General features: G+C 73.3%; 17 protein-coding genes. 8 read left to right on the forward strand and 9 right to left on the reverse strand.

Annotated elements, in window-relative coordinates:
• The first annotated feature begins 80 nt into the window (after nt 1-80).
• Nucleotides 81-392, forward strand: coding sequence for a hypothetical protein (locus MICAU_RS05685; RefSeq protein ID WP_013284338.1), 312 nt, complete (start codon nt 81-83; stop codon nt 390-392).
• Nucleotides 393-414: 22 nt separating this feature from the next.
• On the opposite strand, the gene dacB is transcribed toward MICAU_RS05685, so the two are convergent.
• On the reverse strand, nt 415-1,998 hold the full coding sequence (dacB, locus tag MICAU_RS05690) for a D-alanyl-D-alanine carboxypeptidase/D-alanyl-D-alanine endopeptidase (protein ID WP_013284339.1): 1,584 nt from the start codon (nt 1,996-1,998) through the stop codon (nt 415-417).
• 317 nt (nt 1,999-2,315) lie between these two features.
• On the opposite strand from dacB, the gene MICAU_RS05695 reads away from it, so the two are divergent.
• Nucleotides 2,316-2,597, forward strand: coding sequence for an iron-sulfur cluster biosynthesis family protein (locus MICAU_RS05695; protein WP_013284340.1), 282 nt, complete (start codon nt 2,316-2,318; stop codon nt 2,595-2,597).
• A 2-nt stretch (nt 2,598-2,599) separates the two neighbouring features.
• On the opposite strand, the gene MICAU_RS05700 is transcribed toward MICAU_RS05695, so the two are convergent.
• On the reverse strand, nt 2,600-3,616 hold the full coding sequence (locus MICAU_RS05700; RefSeq protein WP_244879727.1) for a beta family protein: 1,017 nt from the start codon (nt 3,614-3,616) through the stop codon (nt 2,600-2,602).
• Between the two features lie 279 nt (nt 3,617-3,895).
• Here MICAU_RS05700 and MICAU_RS05705 point away from each other — a divergent pair, with 279 nt between their 5' ends.
• Nucleotides 3,896-4,300, forward strand: coding sequence for a hypothetical protein (locus MICAU_RS05705; RefSeq protein ID WP_013284342.1), 405 nt, complete (start codon nt 3,896-3,898; stop codon nt 4,298-4,300).
• A gap of 249 nt (nt 4,301-4,549) precedes the next feature.
• The gene (locus MICAU_RS05710; RefSeq protein WP_013284343.1) at nt 4,550-4,942 is read left to right on the forward strand and encodes a cupin domain-containing protein; all 393 of its coding nucleotides are present in this window, start codon (nt 4,550-4,552) and stop codon (nt 4,940-4,942) included.
• Between the two features lie 48 nt (nt 4,943-4,990).
• Here MICAU_RS05710 and MICAU_RS05715 read toward each other — a convergent pair whose 3' ends face one another.
• Together MICAU_RS05715 and MICAU_RS05720 are read right to left on the reverse strand one after the other, a co-directional pair.
• Nucleotides 4,991-6,172, reverse strand: a complete 1,182-nt coding sequence (locus tag MICAU_RS05715; protein WP_013284344.1) for a threonine synthase — start codon at nt 6,170-6,172, stop codon at nt 4,991-4,993.
• 8 nt (nt 6,173-6,180) lie between these two features.
• A complete protein-coding gene (locus tag MICAU_RS05720; RefSeq protein WP_013284345.1) occupies nt 6,181-7,215 on the reverse strand; it encodes a DNA polymerase ligase N-terminal domain-containing protein in 1,035 nt (344 codons plus the stop codon).
• Nucleotides 7,216-7,293: 78 nt separating this feature from the next.
• Here MICAU_RS05720 and MICAU_RS05725 point away from each other — a divergent pair, with 78 nt between their 5' ends.
• The gene (locus MICAU_RS05725; protein ID WP_013284346.1) at nt 7,294-8,076 is read left to right on the forward strand and encodes an aldo/keto reductase; all 783 of its coding nucleotides are present in this window, start codon (nt 7,294-7,296) and stop codon (nt 8,074-8,076) included.
• Nucleotides 8,077-8,137: 61 nt separating this feature from the next.
• Here the strand turns inward: MICAU_RS05725 and MICAU_RS05730 are convergent, their stop codons facing one another.
• Nucleotides 8,138-9,286, reverse strand: a complete 1,149-nt coding sequence (locus MICAU_RS05730; RefSeq protein ID WP_013284347.1) for a glycoside hydrolase family 12 protein — start codon at nt 9,284-9,286, stop codon at nt 8,138-8,140.
• A 329-nt stretch (nt 9,287-9,615) separates the two neighbouring features.
• Between MICAU_RS05730 and MICAU_RS05735 the strand changes: the two genes are divergently transcribed.
• Both MICAU_RS05735 and ctaD read left to right on the forward strand, forming a co-directional pair.
• Nucleotides 9,616-10,722, forward strand: a complete 1,107-nt coding sequence (locus tag MICAU_RS05735) for an FAD-dependent monooxygenase (RefSeq protein WP_041798828.1) — start codon at nt 9,616-9,618, stop codon at nt 10,720-10,722.
• Between the two features lie 127 nt (nt 10,723-10,849).
• Nucleotides 10,850-12,607, forward strand: coding sequence for an aa3-type cytochrome oxidase subunit I (ctaD, locus tag MICAU_RS05740; RefSeq protein ID WP_013284349.1), 1,758 nt, complete (start codon nt 10,850-10,852; stop codon nt 12,605-12,607).
• A gap of 235 nt (nt 12,608-12,842) precedes the next feature.
• Here ctaD and MICAU_RS05745 read toward each other — a convergent pair whose 3' ends face one another.
• Genes MICAU_RS05745 through MICAU_RS05760 form a run of 4 tightly spaced genes read right to left on the reverse strand, consistent with a single transcriptional unit; the run spans nt 12,843 to nt 18,696 of the window.
• Nucleotides 12,843-14,084 (reverse strand): MFS transporter, encoded by a 1,242-nt coding sequence (locus MICAU_RS05745; protein WP_013284350.1) that lies wholly within the window; start codon nt 14,082-14,084, stop codon nt 12,843-12,845.
• A gap of 39 nt (nt 14,085-14,123) precedes the next feature.
• Nucleotides 14,124-14,705 carry an isochorismatase family protein gene (locus MICAU_RS05750; RefSeq protein ID WP_013284351.1) on the reverse strand — a complete coding sequence of 194 codons (582 nt, stop codon included), beginning with the start codon at nt 14,703-14,705 and terminating at the stop codon, nt 14,124-14,126.
• Between the two features lie 15 nt (nt 14,706-14,720).
• Nucleotides 14,721-16,007, reverse strand: a complete 1,287-nt coding sequence (locus MICAU_RS05755) for a nicotinate phosphoribosyltransferase (protein ID WP_013284352.1) — start codon at nt 16,005-16,007, stop codon at nt 14,721-14,723.
• Nucleotides 16,008-16,023: 16 nt separating this feature from the next.
• Nucleotides 16,024-18,696 (reverse strand): LuxR C-terminal-related transcriptional regulator, encoded by a 2,673-nt coding sequence (locus MICAU_RS05760; RefSeq protein ID WP_013284353.1) that lies wholly within the window; start codon nt 18,694-18,696, stop codon nt 16,024-16,026.
• Nucleotides 18,697-18,919: 223 nt separating this feature from the next.
• Here MICAU_RS05760 and MICAU_RS05765 point away from each other — a divergent pair, with 223 nt between their 5' ends.
• Nucleotides 18,920-20,431: a P-loop NTPase family protein gene (locus MICAU_RS05765; RefSeq protein WP_244879728.1), complete on the forward strand. Its 1,512-nt coding sequence runs from the start codon at nt 18,920-18,922 to the stop codon at nt 20,429-20,431.
• Nucleotides 20,432-20,517: the final 86 nt, after the last annotated feature.

Here is a 20,517-nt window from a genome sequence, read left to right on the forward strand (position 1 = left end):
CAGTTTGTCCGTCGCGTACCCGGCCGGGCGTCGTACGTTTCGGTTGTCCCGTCCGACCATCCTCTGTGGAGGCCCGACCGATGACCGGCCCTGCCCCCGTCGCCCCCGCCCGCCCGCGCACCGACTGTGACGTGCTGCGCGAGATCCCGATGCCGCCGTACGTGACGGTCGAGGACGTCCAGTTCGCGGTGCGGGCGGTGGTGGTGCACGCGCCGCGGGCCTGGTCGGGCGGGACCATCTGCCGCAACGACGCCAGCCCGCACCCGTGCCGCCTGCACGTGTGGGGCCGCCGGGTGCTCACGCTGCGCGGGCTGCCGTCGGCCGAGATCGACGCGCTGGTCGAGCGCGGCGATCCCGCGGCCGACCCGCGTCCGTACCGCCCCGGTGCCTGAGCACCGGGGCGGCACGGGCCGGTCAGCAGAGCGCGGGCTTCACCCAGGAGCACTCCCGGCCCTCCGGCACGCGCGGCGACTCGGGCGCGGCCGGCACCGTCCGCCGGGCGGTCGCCGTCTCCTTCTCGGTGTACGAGGCCAGCGCGATGGCGATCTGGTCCTCCAGCCTTTTCACCGACGAGGTGAGGTAGTTGTTCAGCACGATCGAGAAGGCGAGCAGCCGCCCGTCGGCGTCGGTGACGTAGCCGGAGAGCGCTGACGCGCCGGTCAGGCTGCCGGTCTTGGCGTGCACGTTGTTCGCTGCTGCCGTGCCGCCCATCCGGCTGCGCAGCGTTCCGCCCACGAACCGGTCCGGGTTGCCGGCCACCGGCAGCGCGGCGTACCAGGTGTCGAACCACGGTTCGGCGCGGACCGCCGAGAGCAGCGTGACGAACTGGGCCGGCGGGACGAGGTTGCGCCGGGACAGCCCGGAACCGTCGCGTTGGCGCAGCGTGCCGGTGTCCACTCCGGCGTCGCCCACGTACCCGCTGATCGCTGACAGCCCGGCGGCCCAGGTGCCGGATCCGGAGAGTTGCCGGCCCAGTTCCTTGGTCAGCACCTCGGCGTGACCGTTGTTGGAGAGCTTGAGGAACGGCACCATCAGGTCGGCCAGCGGCATCGAGTCGTGCCGGGCGAGCGGCTTGGCGGTGTCGGGGGTGGCGGTGCCGAGCACGGTCCGGCCGAGCACCCGTACGCCGTGCCGCCGCAGCGCGGAGCGGAACACGTCGGCGGCGTACCCGGTCGGTTCCCACACGGTGACCCAGTCGCTCTCGGCGGCCTGGCCGACGGCGATCTGGCCGGTCACCACCACCGTGTTGCCGCCGTGCTCGCGCTCGAAGGAGATGGTGGTCTCGCCGTCGGCGACCGTCTCGGCCCGGTTGTCGATCCGCAGCCAGCCGTTGTCAGGCGTCATGGTGATCTTCGGCCGGGCGCCGGCCCGGGTGCCCGGCGCGGCGTGGACGATCACGGTGCCGGCGTCGTAGTCGGTGTCCGGGGCCACTGTCAGCGCCGACACCTGGGCGGCGTAGTAGTAGGGCTCGTCGTCCCAGGTCCAGTCCGGACCGAGGCGGCCCCTGTCGTACCGGGTGTCGTCGGCGATCAGATCGCCCGCGACCACGCGTACGCCGGCCGCGGCGACCTGCTCGGCGAGCCGGTCGTAGTCGGCGGCGAGGATGGTGGGGTCGCCGCCGCCGCGCAGGTAGAGGTCGCCGGAGAGCATCCCGGCGCGCCGCGGCCCGTCGGCGCTCACCTCGGTGGTGAAGCGGTGGCCCGGACCGAGGAGTTCCATCGCCGCCGCCGAGGTGAGCAGCTTCGTGTTGGAGGCGGGGATGAGCCGCCGGGTGCCGTTGCGGTCGTAGAGCGTGCGGCCGGTGGCGGTGTCCACGACGACCACGCCCGCCTGTGCCCCGTTGAGCCGGCTGTCGGCGAGGACGGCGTCGATGGTGGCGTTCAGCCGGGTCTGCGCGGGGGTGGGCGCTTCGGCGGTGGCGGTGGTGGTGCCGGCGGCAGCCGCGGTGGCGACCAGCGCCAGCACCGCGAGCGCCCGGGGGAATAGGCGACGATGCATGGGAAGATGCTGCCACGGAGATTTCCTGCGGGAAAGGCTCCGGCGCGAAAGGTTATTTGCGGGCCGCCGATGCGGTCACCGCAAACCCCCGGTGTTCCCGGTACGGCTCGGGGAAAACACCTGTTCACCGGGGAGCGGCCGATCGCCGGGTTCCGTTTGACGGATGACCTGGCAGCGGGCACGGTGGGGGTGAGGGCGGTGGAACCGCCCTGCTTCCAGCGCGGCGAGATCGTGTCTCGCCCGCTTCCGGGTCGCGAGCCGACCGCGTGGGCCGTGTCGCCCGCGAAACCCGACATCCAGCCATGAGGAGTTCAGCCATGCTGACCATGACCGACAACGCCGTCCTGGTGATCCGTGACCTCGCCGCCCAGCAGGACGTCGCCGACGCCGGCGGGCTGCGCATCGCCGCCGACACCGACGCCGGTTCGCTCTCGATCGAGCTGGTGCCGCAGCCGGTGCAGGGCGACCAGGTGGTGGACACCGAGGGTGCGCGCATCTTCCTCGACTCGGACGCGGCCGAGCTGCTCAACGACACGTCGGTGGACGCGATGGTCGACGAGGAGGGCGTGGTCCAGTTCGGGTTCACCGAGAAGGAGTGAGCTCAGCCGGCGCGCTGGTCCGGTTCCGGCCGGACCAGCGCGGCCAGCACGTGCGCCAGGTGGTGCGAGGTGCTCCACGCGATCCAGTTGGCGGGTGAGCCCGCGCCGGCACCCCGCCGGGCCCGCCGGACGATCTCGTGGTCGCCCCACGAGAAGCCGGCCCCGGCCGAAGACCAGTGCGGCGCGGCAGTGAGTGTGCGGCACAGGTCGGCGAAGCGCTCGTCGCCCCGCCCACCCCGCCGCGACCAGCGGTAGACCCACCACGCGTCGTCGGCTGCCCAGCGCAGCGTCGGTGTCCGGTCGCCCGGCTCGTCCGCGTCGCGTACCGCGCAGCCGACGCCGTAGTCGCCGTACCCGAGGCGCAGATCAGCCAGGCGCCGCCAGAGCGACCAGTCGTACCGTTCCAGGCGGACCGGTTCGTCCACCCGCAGCCGGGACAGGGACGGCGGCATCCCGCCGGCCGCCGCCGTCACCGAGCGCCAGGCGTGCCGCCGGGCCCACTGCGCCGCCCGCCGGACCCTCGGCTCGGCCAGCCGGACGTCGGCCTGGCAGCACACGTCCCCGGCGTCGAGCAGCAGGTCGCACTGCTCGGGCAGCAGGCCGGTCACCCGCCACACCCGTTCCGCGGCCGCGGTTGCGGCGTCCGGCCCGGCCCGGTCCGGGCCGACGCGCAACCGGACGACCGCGTGGTGTGCCCAGGCCCGGGCCGCCGCGCCGTGCGCGGCCAGCCGCCGGTCACTGTCCGCGAGACCGATGACCGGCACCAGCGGTACGCCCCAGCGAACCGGGTCGTGTTCCGTGGCATCCGGCAGCGCCGACACGTCGACGGCGGGCAGCAGCCCGGCGGGCAGCCGGATCAGGGAGTCCACGATGGACGTCGCGTCCGCCGGGACGTCGAGGATCGGTGCGAGCAGCGCGGCGGAGGCGTCGTCGAGCCGGGCCAGCGCCTCCAGTTCCCCGCGCCGTGCGGCCAGCACCGGGCGGTAGACCGGAGATCGACCTCGGAGCGGCGGCACCATACTTCAATGTAGCCAGACGATTGCGCTGCGTCATGGCTTCCGGTCGGCTCCGGTGCCGGAGCGGGCGTCGCAGGGGTCGGCGGAGCCGGTCGCGAATCGACCGTAGGACCGACGTTTCCGCAGCTCAGAGCTGTCCACTGTCAGTGATCGGACAGTCCTCCGGCTGGTTGCCGGGCGGCTCGCCGACATAGCGTCGGAATCACCGAGGGGGACCGCCGACGATCGCCCGGACGCGTACGAACGCCTCCTGCCGGCGTACCGGCGGGAGAGAGGATCACCATGCCCAGCCGTAGAGCTAGGAGGGAAACCACCGGCCAGCCGATCCCGAGCATGCGGGAGGCCGCGCGCGCCGACACCGAGATCAACTCGTGTTCGCCGGTCGGGTTGCCGGCCACCGCACGCATGCTGTTCGCCGTGGTCGACGCCAACGGAAGGCTCGTCCGCGGCCTCGGCGCCACCTCGGCCACCCGGCTCGCCGCCGGGATGTACCAGGTCTCGTTCGACCAGGACGTGGCCGGAGCGGCGTACGTCGGGACGGTCGGCCCCGCGACCGCCAACGGGCTGGTCCCGCAGGGTGTCATCACCGTGGCGCCGCGCTCGGGCATCGCCAACGCGGTGTTCGTCGAGACGCACGGCACGAGCGGGCACGCGGACCGCCCGTTCCACCTGGCCGTGCTGGCCTGACCGGACGCGCAGACGAGCGCACGGCGCCGCACGACCTCCGGTCGTAACGTCGCCGCGCTCCGGCCGTCTCCCACCACCGCAGCCGTACGGCGGTACGCCGGCGGGGACCTGGCTCGACCGGCCCAGCCCGCACCGGTCTTGTCGGCAGCACATGCCCCCTCTCAGGGGATCCAAACCGGATCGGCGTGGGGAATTCCACCATCTGCGACTCCCGGCGTGGCGGGCGCGGGATCGGGGTATGAGCGGACCATGGAGCATTTCACGATCGCGACAGTCGCCGAGAAGAGTCCCGACTTCCGCCGCGTGCTCTGGACCGGGGAGCACACCCAGCTGGTCATCATGACCATTCCGCCGGGCGGCGAGATCGGCGAGGAGGTCCACGAGGGCATCGACCAGATCCTCACGTTCGTCAGCGGCACCGGCGAGGCGCGGGTGGCCGGGGAGAAGAAGGAGGTCGTCTCCGGCGACCTGGTGGTCGTGCCGGCCGGCACGAAGCACAACTTCGTCAACACCGGGCCGAACCCGCTGGTCCTCTACACCGTCTACGGTCCGCCGGAGCACGCCGACGGCGCGGTGCACAAGACGAAGGAGGAGGCGGACGCCGCCGAGGAGGCGGGCGAGGACGAGCCGCCGACGTCCTGACGCCCGGTGCGCACGTGTTAAGCGGGGGCCCCTGCTCTACCGGAGACGTTAAGAAGGGGCCCCTCCTTGCACCAGGCCGGGGTATTTCAGGCCGGCGCCGGTGTTGAGCACCACCACGCGCTCCCCGGGCCGGATCCACCCGCCCGCGCGCAGGTGCCGGGCGGCGGTCAGGCAGGCCGCGCCCTCCGGGCAGAGCAGCAGCCCTTCCCGGGCGGCGAAGTCACGCAGGTCGGTGAGGATCTCCGCGTCGTCCACCGCGATCGCGGTGCCGGCGCTGTCCCGCAGCGCGGACAGGATCAGCTCGTCGCCGAGCGGCGCGGGCACGGTGATGCCGAACGCGACGGTGTGCGCGTCCTCCCACGGGGTGACGCGCTCCTCCCCGGCCGCGAACGCCCGCACGATCGGCGCGCACCCGGTGGACTGCACCGCGACCAGCCGGGGCAGCCGGTCCTCCACCCAGCCCAGTTCGCGCAGCTCGTGCAGCGCCTTGTGGATGCCGATCAGCCCGACGCCACCGCCGGTCGGATAGACGATCACGTCGGGCACCTGCCAGCCGAGCTGCTCGACGATCTCGTACCCCATGGTCTTCTTGCCTTCGAGGCGGTACGGCTCGCGCAGCGTGCCGGCGTCGAAGATCCCCCCGTCCGACCCGGCGATCAGCTCGGCGATGTCCCGGCCCGCGTCGTTGATCAGGCCGTCGATCAGCCGCAGGTCGGCGCCGGCGGCGAGGCACTCCTCGCGGCAGATCGTCGGCGCGGCCAGCGGCATGGCGATCGTCGCGCCCATCCCGGCCCGCGCCGCGTACGTGGCCCAGGCCGCGCCGGCGTTGCCGTTCGTGGGCATGGCGATCCGCTTCACGCCCAGCTCCCGGGCCCGGCTCACGCCCACCGACGCGCCGCGCGCCTTGAACGACCCGGTCGGGGCCAGCCCCTCGTCCTTGACGATCAGGTCCGCGATGCCGATCTCGTGGCCGTACGCCGGCGCGCGCCACATCGGCGTCCAGCCCTCGCCCAGCGTGGTGACGAAGCGGGGATCGGCCACCGGCAGCAGCTCCCGGTAGCGCCACAGGTCGGCCGGGCGCAGCCCGAACTGCTCCGGGGCGACCGTGGCGGCCACCGCGGCGAGGTCGTAGCGGGCCAGCAGCGGCGAGCCGCAGCCGCACAGGTTCTGCAACACGTCGGCCGGGTGTTCACTGCCGCAGCGCGGGCACTCCAGGTGCGTCAGGTGCACGGTGGTCCTCAGCTCGCGTCGATGCTCAGCCAGTGCCGGCTGCGCCGGCCCGGCTCGTACGGGGAGTCGAGGCGTTTCGCCACCACTCCCGGGAGCCCCTGCTCACGGGCGGCCCGTAGGGCGTCCGCGCCGACTCCCGGGAACCACGGCGGAGTCTGCCAGTGCGGACCGGTGAGCGCCAGACCGTCGAGCAGGTCACGGCGTTGCGCGTACGGCACGTCGAGGCTGGACACGCCCTCCAGCCAGAGCAGGTCGACGGCGAGGAACTGCCCGTCGCGCCGGGTCGGCGGACGGACCCTCCCGGCCGGGTCGATCCTTACCAGCACGCCGTCGATCACCGCCTCGGCCGGGGCCAGCGCCTCGGCCATCGCCCGCGTCCACGGGTAATCCCCGGTGACCTCCGTGTCGTCGCCGTCGAGCAGCCGCAGCCGGCCGCCCGAGACGTACGCCATCGCGCGCACGCCCGCCCAGCGCAGCTCGTACCCCCAGGCGGCGGCGTCGCGCGGCAGCCGCCCGCCCTCGGCGGGCAGCATCGGGCGGACCAGCTCGGGCATCGGCGTCCAGCCCTCCGGCGCCGGGTCGGTACGCCTGATCATCCAGTCCCGGCCCCGGCCGCCGGTGGCGAACAGCACGTACCGGCCCTTCGTGCGCTCGCCGTCCAGCACCACGATCACCTCGTCGTCGCGCCACTTCTCCGCGCGGTAGGTGCCGGTGTCGTGCACGATCATCCGCCCGCCGCCGTACTCCCCGGCGGGGATCTCCCCGTGGAACGTCAGGTACTCCATCGGGTGGTCCTCGGTGTGCACGGCCAAATGGTTGCGGCCCGGGTCGCGGGGCAGGCCGCGCGGCACGGCCCAGGAGGCCAGCACGCCGTCGTGCTCCAGCCGCAGGTCCCAGTGCAGGCTCCGGGCGTGGTGCTGCTGGATGACGAAGCGGGGTGCGCGCCGCGCCGACCGCTTCCGCCCGGGAGCCCGCTCGGGCACCGGTTCCGGGGTACGCGCGGCGTCCCGTTTCCGCCGGTACTCCTCCAGCCGGTCCGCCATCCCCGCATCCTCCCCCAGACGCGCCGTGCGCGCCGGGATGCCGGTGTGTGTGCGGCGAACCGGGGTAGAACGGGGGACATGGACAGCGACCAGCCCACCCTTCCGCTCGCCGGCGACGTCCGGATCCCGCTGCTCGGCTTCGGCACGTGGCAGGCCACCGGCGAGGCCGGGTGCCAGGCGGTGCTCGCCGCGCTGGACGCCGGCTACCGCCACATCGACACGGCCACGATGTACGGCAACGAGAAGGAGGTCGGGCGGGCGGTCAAGGAGAGCGGGCTGCGCCGGGAGGACGTCTTCATCACCACGAAGCTGCCGCCGGACCGGGTGGGCCGGGAGCGGGAGACCATCGAGGCCAGCCTGGCCGCCCTGGACACCGACTACGTCGACCTGTGGCTGGTGCACTGGCCGCCGTCCGCGCCCGGCGACAGCATCCCGGTGTGGCGGGAGATGCTCGCCGCGCGGGACGAGAACATGGCGCGCACGGTCGGGGTGAGCAACTACTCGATCGGCCAGATCGACGAGCTGATCCAGGCCACCGAGGAGACGCCGGCGGTCAACCAGATCCGCTGGAGCCCGTCGCTGTACGACAGGCACACGCACGCCGCCCACCGGGACCGGGGCGTGGCGCTGGAGGGGTACAGCCCGTTCAAAGCCAGCGACCTGTCCGACCCGGTGCTGGTCCGCATCGCCCAGGCGCACGACGTGTCACCGGCCCAGGTGGTGCTGCGCTGGCACATCGACCACGAGATCGTGGTCATCCCGAAGTCGGTCACGCCGGAGCGCATCCGTGCCAACGTCGACGTGTTCGGGTTCTCGCTCACCGCCGAGGAGATGCGCGACATCGACGCGCTCGCCGGCTGAGACGTACCCGCAGAGAGGGGCGCGGTCCGCAGCGGACCGCGCCCCTTTCCGCGTGCGGTGGTCAGCCGCGGGCGCAGGTGGAGCCGTTGAGCGTGAAGCTGCTCGGCGCGGAGTAGCTGCCGTTCAGCGTCGCCTGGTAGCCGAAGCTGGTCGACGCGCCGGGCGCCAGCGTGCCGTTGTAGCCGGCGTTGCGGGCGGTCACCGCCGAGCCGCTCTGGCTCACGGTGGCGTTCCACGCGTTGGTGACTGTCTGCCCGGAGGGCAGGTTGTAGTTCAGCGTCCAGCCGTTGATCGTGCCGGAGCCGGTGTTCTTGACCGTCACGTCGGCGGTGAAGCCGTTGTTCCACACGTTCGCCGCCTTGTAGGTGACGGTGCACGACGCGCCGCCCGACGGCGGGGGCGTGGTCGGCGCCGACGTGGTCGGCGGCGCCGACGTGGGCGGCGGGTTCGAGCCGGTGTTGACGCTCTGCGAGAACGAGTTCACCGCGAGCCCGACGCCGCCCTGCCACGGCTCGAAGCCGGCCTGGATGCTGGTCAGGTACCAGTCGTTGGTGATCGCACCCCGGTTACGGGTGTCGTTGATGAACGCCATCGCGTCGAAGCTGAAGCTGGGGATGGCCGACGGCGACAGGTACGAGATGACGTTGTTGGAGCCGTTGCTGCCGCGCCAGACCTCCCAGGTGCGGCCGGCGATGCTGGCGGTGCCGACCGGGGAGCCGATGGGCTGGATCGAGCCCTGCCGGTTGAGCCAGATCATGATCTCCATCTGGTTCACGCCGTCGCGCTTGGGCGACGGGTCGAGCCAGATGTCGTACGACGCGTTGAAGATCGCGCCGCTGACGTAGTTGTAGCTGATGCTGGACGGTGCGCTGCTGATGTTCTTCACCTGCACCGGCAGGTTCGTGCCGGGCGAGCAGTTGGTGTAGTGGCAGCCCACGAAGATCGACGGGTACGCGACCGGTGCCCCGTTGGTCGGCGCGGAGCCGTCCGCGCGGGTGATCGAGAAGCCGGTCGAGGTGACGTTGATGCACTGCTGGGCACTGGTGCCCCAGCGGTTGTTCTGCACCACGTACTTGCCGCCGATGGTGGTCGAGCCGTACTGCTCGCAGATCTGGGTGTCGGCGGAGGCGGTGCCGCCGAGCGCGACGGCGACGAGGGTGCCGGCGGCCAGCAGTCCGGCTGCCGCGAGGGCCCTGAGTGGACGCTTCATGATGCTCCTTGGCTCGGCGCGGGACGGCGCCGGTTCGGTCGGTGATACGGGCGGGAGCGCTCCCACGATGCAAGGAATACATTTACATGTCTCAAATCATTGCGCAATTGCGCCGGGCTCGTTAACGCTCCGCGTCCGGCCGGTGGCACGGCGGAGAGCCGCGACCGCCCCCTTCCCCCAGATGGAGGCGGGATTCCTGCCGGTGGGACGGGGTGTGCCGCCGACCGGCGGCTCGCGCCAGGGCGCATGGGCACTTCCGCCGCCTGGTTGCGGCGAGTAATGTCTTGCCTCCAACGCGTTCCGATCCCCCTCCGGAGGCGTACCCCGTGATGGGTGGTTCCCCCCTGCGCATCCTCGTCGTCGGCGCGGGCATCGCCGGCCTCGCCGTGGCCCGGGCGCTGCGCCTGGCGGGGTTCCGGCCCGACGTCACCGAGCGGCTGCCACCCACCGAGTCGATCGACTCCGGCCTCTACCTGCCCGGCAACGCCGCCCGGGCGATGCGCCGGCTCGACCTCGACGGGCCGCTGCGCCCGCTCGGCCAGGTGATCCACCGGCAGCGCTTCCTGGACGCCGCCGGAGCGCCGCTGTGCGAGGTCGACCTCGACGCGCTCTGGGCCGGCGTGGGGGAGTGCCGGGCGCTGCCCCGGGCCGAACTGCACCGGGTGCTGCTCACCGGCGCCGGCGGCGCGGTGCGCCACGGCGCCGAGGTGAGCACCGTCGACCTGCTGCCCGGCCGGGTCGCCGTCGGCTTCACCGACGGCACCAGCGGCGAGTACGACCTGGTCGTCGGCGCGGACGGGCCCCGCTCGGCGGTACGGACGCTCGCCGCGCTCGGCGGACCACCACGCCCCGCCGGGCAGGTGGTCTACCGCGCCCTGGTGCGCGGCGGCCCCCGGATCGCGGACTGGACCGCCCTGCTCGGCCAGCGGGCCGGGTTCCTGGTCGTGCCGCTCGGCGCCGGACGGCTCTACTGCTACGCCGACGAGGCCGGCACCGAACTGCCCGCCGACCCGCTCGCCCGCCTGCACGAGCTGTTCGGCTCGTACGGCGGCCCGGTGCCCGAGGTGCTGGCCGCGCTGGAGACCGTGTCAGTGGAACGCACCGAGGAGGTCGAGCTGGGACGCTGGTTCCACGGCCGGGTGCTGCTCGTCGGTGATGCCGCTCACGCCACCGCGCCGACGCTGTCCCAGGGCGCCGCGATGGCGCTGGAGGACGCCGTCGTGCTCGCCGAGTCGCTGCGGGCCGCCGGGAGCGTCGATGCCGCGCTGCTCGCGTACGAGAGTCGTCGCCGGCCGCGTACCCGCTGGGTGCGGGACCGGACCCGGGACCGCAACCGCACCCGCGACGTGCCGCCGGCGCTGCGCGACCCGTTGCTGCGCGGACGCGGCGGCCGGATCTTCCGGGAGCACTACCGGCTCCTGACCGGCCCGCTCTGAAAGGCGGGAGATCGTAGCCGCCCACCCCACGCGGCGAGGCCACCTACCGGGGACTATCCTCCCTACGGATGACGGCTGCGCCGATGACCAGCGCGCCGAGCGGGACAACCAGAACCGGAGGCCACTCGTGACCACCGTCGCACCCAAGCCGGTCGTGACCCGGCCCTGGCCGGTCCGGGAGCCGGTCAAGGGGTCGGCCATCGCGCGGCTGCTGCGCACCACGGACGCGAAGCAGATCGGGATCATGTACATGGTCACCGCGTTCGTGTTCTTCATGATCGGTGGCCTGATGGCCCTGATCATGCGCGCCGAACTCGCGCGACCGGGCCTGCAGTTCCTGTCGCCCGAGCAGTACAACCAGCTCTTCACGATGCACGGCACGATCATGCTGCTGTTCTTCGCGACGCCGATCGTGTTCGCCTTCGCGAACTACGTGGTGCCGCTGCAGATCGGCGCGCCGGACGTGTCGTTCCCCCGGCTCAACGCCTTCGCCTACTGGCTGTACCTGTTCGGTGGCACGCTCGCCACCGCGGGCTTCATCGCCCCGGGCGGCGCGGCCGACTTCGGCTGGACCGCGTACACGCCGCTGAGCACCGCCGACCACGCCCCGGGCGTGGGCGCGAACATGTGGGTCGTCGGCCTGGCCATCTCCGGTCTGGGCACGATCCTCGGCGCGGTCAACCTGATCACCACGATCCTGACCCTGCGCGCGCCCGGCATGACCATGTTCCGGATGCCGATCTTCACCTGGAACATGCTGGTCACCAGCCTGCTGGCGATCCTGGTCTTCCCGCTGCTGGCCGCCGCGCTGTTCGCGCTCGCCGCGGACCGCCTGATGGGCGCCCACGTGTACGACCCGGCGACCGGCGGGCCGATGCTGTGGCAGCACCTGTTCTGGTTCTTCGGTCACCCCGAGGTGTACATCATCGCGCTGCCGTTCTTCGGCATCATCAGCGAGATCATCCCGGTGTTCTCCCGGAAGCCGATCTTCGGCTACAAGGGCCTGGTGGCCGCCACCATCGCCATCGCCGCCCTGTCGATGAGCGTCTGGGCGCACCACATGTTCGCCACCGGCCAGGTGCTGCTGCCGTTCTTCAGCTTCCTGAGCTACCTGATCGCCGTGCCCACCGGTATGAAGTTCTTCAACTGGATCGGCACCATGTGGCGGGGCCAGATCACCTTCGAGACGCCGATGCTGTTCTCGATCGGCTTCCTGGTGACCTTCCTCTTCGGTGGTCTCACCGGTGTGCTGCTGGCCAGCCCGCCGCTCGACTTCCACCTGCACGACTCGTACTTCGTGGTGGCGCACTTCCACTACGTGCTCTTCGGCACCATCGTGTTCGCGGTGTTCGCCGGCATCTACTTCTGGTTCCCGAAGATGTTCGGCCGGATGCTCGACGAGCGGCTCGGCAAGATTCACTTCTGGCTGACCATGATCGGCTTCCACACCACGTTCCTGGTGCAGCACTGGCTGGGCAACGAGGGCATGCCGCGCCGGTACGCCGACTACCAGGCCGCCGACGGCTTCACCACGCTGAACACGATCTCCACGATCGGCGCGTTCATCACCGGTATCTCGACGCTGCCGTTCATCTGGAACTGCTGGAAGTCGTACAAGACCGGCCCGGTCGTCGAGGTCGACGACCCGTGGGGCCACGGCAACTCGCTCGAGTGGGCCACCAGCTCCCCGCCGCCGCTGCGCAACTTCGACCGGATGCCGCGCATCCGCTCCGAGCGGCCGGCGTTCGACGCGAAGTTCCCCGAGCTGGCCGCCGGGCAGAGCCTGGCCGGTCCGCCCGAGGGTGGCGCGAAGCCGCTGACCAGCGAGGTCAACGGTGGCGCCAGCTACCAGGAGGACACCGCAGGCAACCTCGACCAGCGCTGACGCAGTAGTTCAAGGCCGGGCGCCGCACCCCTCAGGGGGTGCGGCGCCCGCCCTTTTCCCTCCCGCCCCGCCCCCGCCCGCCCCGTCCCCGCCCGTTCGCCGGGGTGGGGGGCGGGGTGCGGCACCAGGTCGGGGGAGTGGGGGTGTCCGGGGTGCGTGGATGCAGCCACTTCCCCGTACGGGCTTCGGCCCCGCCTCGGGGAGACACGGACTCCTTGATCACGCCGGGCGGGGGTCAGCGGGAGGCGAGGGCCAGGTCGGGGTCCACGGGCGGGGCGTCGACCGGGGTGCGGCGGTGGCGCAGCTCGATCGGGAGCACCGCCAGCGCCACCAGCGCGCCGATCGCGCCGGTGACCACGAAGCCCCACGCGGGCGCGGAGGCGTCGATCACCGCGCCGGCCAGCGGCGCGCCGAGCGCGATGCCGACCGTCACGGCGGAGCCGTGCAGGCCCATGGCCAGCCCTCGGACGGAGGGCGGGGCCAGCCGGCTGACCGCGTCGGAGGTGGACGCGATGGTGGGGGCGCAGAGCGCACCGGCCGGGATCAGCGCCAGGCAGAGCAGCCACCAGTGCGACCCGCCCAGCCCGACCGGGATGGTGGTGAGGCTCAGCGCGGCCATCAGCGCCAGCGGGGAGAACGAGCGGCGTACCGCGCCGTAGGCGAAGCCACCTGCCAGCGAGGCGACCGCCCAGGCGGCCAGCACGGCGCCGGTCCAGCCGACCTCGCCACCGGACCGGAGCACGGCTACCACCGCGACGTCGGTGCCGCCGAGCACCAGCGTGGCGGCGAGGCTGACCGCCAGGACGGCGAGCAGGCGCGGGGTGAGCCACTCGCGGCGGTGCACCGGGCGCGGGGGCCCGGCCGGCTCGTCGGCGGCCCGGATCGGCGGGTCGAGCAGCCAGAAGCAGATGCCGGAGGCGACGATCCCGGCGCCGACCGCCCAGAGCGTCAGGCGCGGCGTGACGGCGGTGGCCAGTGCCACGGCGAGTGCCGGGCCGACCATGAACGACAACTCCACGGCCATCGAGTCCAGCGCGTACGCGGGGCGGCGCTTCTCCACCGGCACGAGCGCGGCGATCGACTGGCGGACCATCGAGAAGATCGGCAGTGCGAGCAGCCCGGCGAAGAACGCGGCCGGTAGGAGCACCGGGTACGGCAGCGTGGGCGCGGCGGACCAGAACAGCGCCTCGGCGACGGTGGTGAGCACCAGCACCGGGCGGAGCCCACGGCGGTCGATGAGCCGCCCGAGCAGCGGGGCGCCGACCGCCGCGCCGACCGTCGACGCGGCACCGACCAGGCCGGCGGCGCCGTAGCCGCGGCCCAGGTCGAGCACCACGTAGAAGGTGAGCGTCACCCCGGTGGCGGTCAGCGGCACACGGGCCAGCACCGACACCAGCAGCAACGATCGGAGACCGGGTAGGGCGAGCGCCTCCCGGTAAGGCTTCAGGTTCACGACGGTCCGTACCTCCGGCGCCATCCTGGGGCCGGGGTACGACACCCGCAAGCGATTACCCGGTCAAGCGGCAGTGATCACAGGCTCGCCCACCATTGTCACCCCGGCGCCGTCGAGCGCCCGCAGCGCCACGTCGAGCGTGTCCGGCGCGACAGCGGCGGTCAGGTCCAGCAGCACAGTGGTCCGGAAGCCCTCCCGGGCGGCGTCCAGGGCGGTCGCGCGCACGCAGTGGTCGGTGGCGATGCCGACCACGTCGACCCGGTCCACGTCGTGGCGGCGCAGCCAGTCGGCCAGGCACTCGCCGTCGGGCGCATGGCCTTCGAAACCGGAGTACGCGGCCGCGTGCTCGCCCTTGTGGAAGATCACCTCCACCCGGTCGGTCACCAGCTCGGGGTGGAACTCGGAACCGGAGGTGCCGACCACGCAGTGCCGGGGCCAGGAGTCGACGTAGTCCGGCGGGTCGCCGAAGTGCGCGCCCGGGTCGACGTGGTAGTCCTTGGTCGCGACCACGTGGTCCCACCGGTCCGGCTCGGCGGCCAGCAGCCGGGAGATGCCGGCGGCCACGCCGGCTCCGCCACCGACCGCGAGGGAGCCGCCCTCGCAGAAGTCGTTCTGCACGTCCACGATGATCAGGGCGTTCGCCATCTGACGGGTTCCTCCTCAGCTCGCGGGTACGACGGTCACCGGTACGGCGGGATCCCCGGCGGAGAGCTTGAGCCCCTCCCACGGGATCGAGATCAGGCACTGGCGCAGGTGGTCCCGGGACTCCTCCAGCGTGGGCAGGGTCTCCGGTTCGCCCGACACCACGTACGAGTGCTGGAGCAGCCGGTCGTTGGGCTGCCGGTCCGGTACGCCCTGCGGCACGATGACCTCCTCGGTGGCGGTGCCGGTCGGCTTGTGCCGGCGGACCGCGACCTTCCGGCCGCCGATGGTGGCCTTGTGCTCGGAGCGTTTGACCACCGGCCGCCCCTCCACCTCGACCAGCTTGTAGACCAGGCCGGCGGTGGGCGCACCGGAGCCGGTCACCACTGCGGTGCCGGCACCGTACATGTCCACCGGTTCGGCGGCGAGCGCGGCGATGGCGTACTCGTCGAGGTCGCCGGAGACGATGATCTTCGTCTCGGTGGCACCGAGCGAGTCGAGCAGCTCGCGGGACTGCTGGGCGATCACCGCGAGGTCGCCGGAGTCGATCCGGACCGCGCGCAGCTCGGGCCCGGCCACCGCGATCGCGTTGCGGATGCCCTGGGCGATGTCGTACGTGTCGACGAGCAGCGTGGTGTCCTTGCCCAGCGTGGCGACCTGGGAGGCGAACGCGGCCCGCTCGTCGTCGTGCAGCAGCGTGAAGGCGTGCGCGGCGGTGCCCGCGGTGGGGATGCCGTAGCGCTGCCCGGCGGCCAGGTTGGAGGTGAACCGGAACCCGGCCAGGTATGCGGCCCGCGCCGCGGCGACGGCGGCCTCCTCGTGCGCCCGCCGGGAGCCCATCTCGATCAGCGCCCGGCCCCGGGCCGCGGTGACCATCCGGGCCGCGGCGGCGGCGATGGCGCAGTCGTGGTTGAGCACTGACAGCACCAGCGTCTCCAGCACCACGCACTCGGCGAACGTGCCGGACACGGTGAGGATCGGAGAGCCGGGGAAGAACAGCTCGCCCTCGGCGTAGCCGTCGATGTCGCCGGTGAACCGGTAGTCGGCCAGCCACTGCGCGGCCCGGTCGTCCACCACTCCGGTACGGCGCAGGAAGTCGATCTCCGCCGGGTCGAACCGGAAGTCGCGGATCATCTCGATCAGCCGGCCGGTCCCGGCGACCACGCCGTACCGGCGCCCGGCCGGCAGCCGCCGGCTGAACACCTCGAAGACGCAGCGTCGGTCGGCCGTGCCGTCACGCAGGGCCGCGCTGACCATGGTCAGCTCGTAGTGGTCGGTCAGCAGCGCGGGGCGAAGGGTGCTCACCGCCCCAGCCTAGAGTTCAGCCCGGGTCCGCGCCGTCGTGCCCCGGCATCGACCGTAGTGCGGCCCGCAACTCGCCGCGCCCGGCGACGCCGAGCTTGCTGTAGACGCGCTGGAGGTGGTTCTCCACCGTGCGCGTGGACAGGAACAGCCGCTCGGCGATGGCGCGGCTGGTCACGCCGTCGGCCGCGAGGCGGGCGATCTCCCACTCCCGCTCGCTGAGCGTCGGGCGCAGCAGCCGCAGCGCCGGGGTGGAGATCTCGTCGCAGCGGCGCAGCAGGTCGGCGAGGCGTTCCCGGATCGGCCCGGTGGCGCCGGCCCGGACGTGTCGCGTCCGGTGCAGCGCCAGGGCGGTCGCCTCGGCCGCGTACACGATCAGCTCCCGGTCGGCGAAGCCGTCGGCGACGGCCAGCAGCGCGTCCGGTGAGCCGTCGACGGCGGCCCGGCCGAACCGGGCGACCAGCGGCGGCAGCACGCCGTCGACCTGCTCGGAGAGTTCGGCCAGGCGTTGCGCCACGGTGCGCCGGCCACCGTCGGTGCAGGTCGGGCCGACCGGCGCGGCGGCCTGATCCAGCCGGACCAGGTCGAGCAGGACGAGCAGCTCGTGCCCGGCCAGGCCGTCCTCGCGCAGCCGGTCGGCGAGCGCGCACAGGTGCTTGGTGGCCGCCGGCAGGTCACCGGTGGCGGCCTGGACCGCGCCCCGGGCCTGCTCCAGCCACGGGTAGAGCACGGCCATGCCGGGCGCGTGCGTCCGGTCCGCCTCGGCCATCGCGTCGGCCGCGTGCGTCACGTCCCCGCGCAGCGCGGCGGCCTGGGCGCGCTCGGCGTGCGCGAGGCCCGCGTACACCCGGCTGGTGGCGAGCACCGCGCACGCCTCCAGGCTGGTCCGCAGCGCCTCGTCGCCGCGCCCGCGCAGCCGCGCCGCGTACGCCTGGAGGATGGCCAGGTAGCCGGTGCCGAGCCGGAAGTCGCCGGCTCCGGCCAGGTCGGCGAACTCGTCGGCGACGATCGCGTCGATGCCGGGCAGGTCGCCGGAGAGCGTCAGCCGGGTGCCCCGGGCCAGTTCCATGGCGAGCTGGAGGTAGGGCATGTCGCCCCGCCAGCACGCCGCCTCGGCCTGCACGCGGGCGATCGCTGTGGCGCTGAGCTGGTATTGCCCCTGCGCCGCCTGGAGGTGGGCGAGCGTGCAGCGGGCCAGCTCCCGGGCGGCCATCGGGGCGGCGGGCCGGTCCAGCACCTCCTGGGCCAGCCGTACCGCGACGTCGACGTCGAGCCGGTGCAGCCGCATGGTGGCCTCGAACGCGCGTACGCGGGCCCGGTCGGCGGGGTCGCTCAGCTCCTCGCCGCGCGCGGCGATCTCCTCCACGGTGGACTCACGGTTGAGCCCCCAGTAGCTGACCATGCCCCGGACGGTCAGCCACCGGCTGCGCCGCCGGTCGTCGTGGATCTCACCGGCGACCTGGTCGAGCACGCCGATCGCCTCGTCCGGCCGGTCGCCGAACATGAGGATGGTGGCGAGCAGCTCCGCCGCGTCAGTGCCGCCGCCGGCTTCCAGCGCGGCCCGGGCCAGCCGGGTGGCCAGCGGCACGTCGTACCGGCCGAACGCCTGCACCGCCGCTTCGAGCAGCAGTGCCACGTCCTGCGCCGTACCCGAGTCGAGTCGCCACACCGCGACGCGCAGCAGGTCCTCCCGGCGGCGCTTGCCGACCTGTTCCAGCAGTCCGGCGAGGGTGGCCTGGAGCCGGCGGGTGCGGCTGACCGGGCAGTGCCGGCGCATCACCTCACCGTAGAGCGGGTGCGCCAGGCGGACGTTGAGCCGCCGGTCGTCGTGGACCAGCGCGATGAGCCCGCGTTCCTCGGCCGTCTCCACGTCCGCCGGGTCGGCCGCGCGTTCCAGCAGTTGCAGGCCCAGCGGCTCGCCGAAGGCGACCAGTTCGACGACCGCCCGGACGCCGGCGGTGAGCTGGCCGATCCGGGTGTCGATCAGTTCGGTGAGGCTGGGTGCCAGCTCCAGCCGCCCGGTCCAGGTCCAGATGCCGTACCTGCGGTTCAGCTCGTCGTCGGCGGCCAGCACCAGCTCCCGCAGCAGCAGCGGGTTGCCGGCGGAGAGCTGGAACAGCCGGTCGGAGGAGCCGGCGTCGACCGGGCCGCCCAGGATGGCGGCGAGCAGCCCGGTGGTCTCGCTGCGGCACAGCGGGCGCAGTTCGACCAGGTCGGCCAGGTCGTCGGTCCAGAGTGCGCGGATCGGCAGCGGGACCTGCTCGCCGTTGCGCAGCGTCCCGATGACGTAGGCGTTCTCCGAGCGGGCGACCAGGTGCACGAGCGCCGCCGAGGGCGGGTCGAGCAGATGCGCGTCGTCGATGGCGAGCACGATGGGCCGCCCGGCGGCCTGTTCCTGCAGCACGTCCACGGCCCAGCGCAGGATCCCGGCGGGGGACAGGCCCTGCGGCTGCGAGGCGGGCAGCACCTGGACCAGCCCGCCGAACGGCAACGCGGCTGTGGTGGCGCTGGCCGCGATGGACCAGATCGCGTACCGCTCGGGGGAGAGCGCGGCCACCCCCTCGCGCAGCAGCCGGCTCTTGCCGACCCCGGCGTCGCCGCTGAAGAGCAACCCGCGCCCCTCCGGGCCACCGACCGCCGACAACAGACGGTTGAGTTCATCAGTACGGCCGACGAACTCCCACCTACTCATCGATGCAGCATATCGACCGTGTTCCGTCCGCGTACGCACCGTCACGCAGTGAAGTTGAGTAATCTGTTCATTACCCGTGAGTACCGGATGTGTTGGTTGTCGGATGGCCGACACCCGTACTCTTCCGGCAGTCCCTGCAACCAGGGAGAATCCGCGACCGGTACCCCGGTCGCCCGACCGGGAGGCCCGCCTGATGACGCCAGGTCCGCTCCCTTCGGTCGACGTGCCCGACCCACGCCGGCAGGCCGAGCCCCCCGGATGTGCCCCGCTGCCGACTCGGCTCGGGGTGACCGCGCCCGGCCCGGACGAGCCGATGGCGGTGGTCGTCGCCGGTCCGGCCGGCGCGAACCGGCGCGAGCTGATCGCCGGCCTGCTCGGGGTCGAGGCCGCGACGCTCGCCGTACCGCCGGGAAGCAACCTGCTGGTCCAGCACGCCGCCACCGCCACCCGCGCCGCGTACGTCCCGGGCTACCGCCAGCCGCACGCCTACGGCGCCGACCCGCTCGCCGCCGGCCCGGCACTGGCCCGGCCGCCGCGCCGGGTCGAACTGAGCCTGCCCGATCCGCTGCTGCGGCACTTCGCGGTGGTCGACACGCCTGATACCGGCACGCTCGGCGTCGCAGGCGGCCGGGTGCTGCGCGACGCCGTCGGCCGGGCCGGCGCGCTGCTCTTCGTGATCTCCGCCGACCAGGCGTTCAGCGCGGCCGAGCTGCACCTGCTCGCCGAGGTGGCGCGTACCCCGGTCGAGGTGTTCTTCGCCGTCACGCCCGGCGTGACCGGCCCGGCGACGCCGGGCGACGGCGCACAGGCCCAGGACCGGGCGGCGTCCGGCCGGACCGGGCCCACCCGGCGGCTCGACCCGGTGTCGGTCTCGATCGAGGCGCACCGCGCGGCGCTGCTGGCCGCGGTGCCGGCGCTCACCCCGGCCCGGTGGTTCCCGGCCCGCCGCGCCGAGCTGCCGCAGCTGCGCCGGGCGCTGGTCGGCTGGGCGGCCGACGAGGTGCTGCGTCGCGGCAGCGCCCGCCCGCCGGTGCCGGCCGGCGCGCACGGCCGGGTGCCGGTGCTCGCCGGTGTCGAGCCGGGTGAGCTGGCCGACCGGATCGACCGCCAGGCCCGCGCCTGCGCCCGCCGGATCCGCCAGCACCTCGCCCTGGAACTGGCCAACATCCACCTGCGGGTGGTGCAGGAGATCGTCTTCGGGGTCGGCTGCGCCGGCCTGCCGCAGATGCTCGACCGGGAGCTGGAGGCGCTGTCGCTGCTCGCCACCGCCCAGTGCGACGAGGCCGTGCGCGGCCTGGTCGACGAGGCCGCCGCCCGGGTGTTCGGCGCGCCGCTGGCCGAGGGGGTACGCCGGCGGATCACCCACGCGGTGCGCTGGGGCCTGGCCGACCACCCGGACGGCCCCGAACTGGACCGGGTGCTCCTGGTGACCAGCACGGCCGGGGTCGCCGGGCTGACCGGTGCGGGCGCCCTGGACGCGCTGGCCGGGCTGCCCGGCGCGCAGCGTGACGAGGTGCTCCCGCCGGTCGGTGTCGCCCTCAACGGCGGCTGCTGGCAGCACTGGCGGGCGCCCGGCAACAACGACCCGAACGCCGCCCGTTCCTGGGCCCAGCGCGCGCTGCGCGAGGTCGAACTCGAACTGTCCCGCGAGGTGTCCCGCCGCTTCGAGGTGATCCGTCTCTCGCTGGGCGCGGTGCTCGCCGATGCGGTCGACCACGGCATCCTGCTTGCCTGACCACGCCGCCGGCACACGGCGACCCGGGCTCGCGTACGCGGCCCGGGCGGGTGACGACGACCCGCGCGCCGTTCCGGTTCATCGGT

The organism is Micromonospora aurantiaca ATCC 27029 (genome assembly GCF_000145235.1).
Lineage (GTDB): Bacteria > Actinomycetota > Actinomycetes > Mycobacteriales > Micromonosporaceae > Micromonospora > Micromonospora aurantiaca.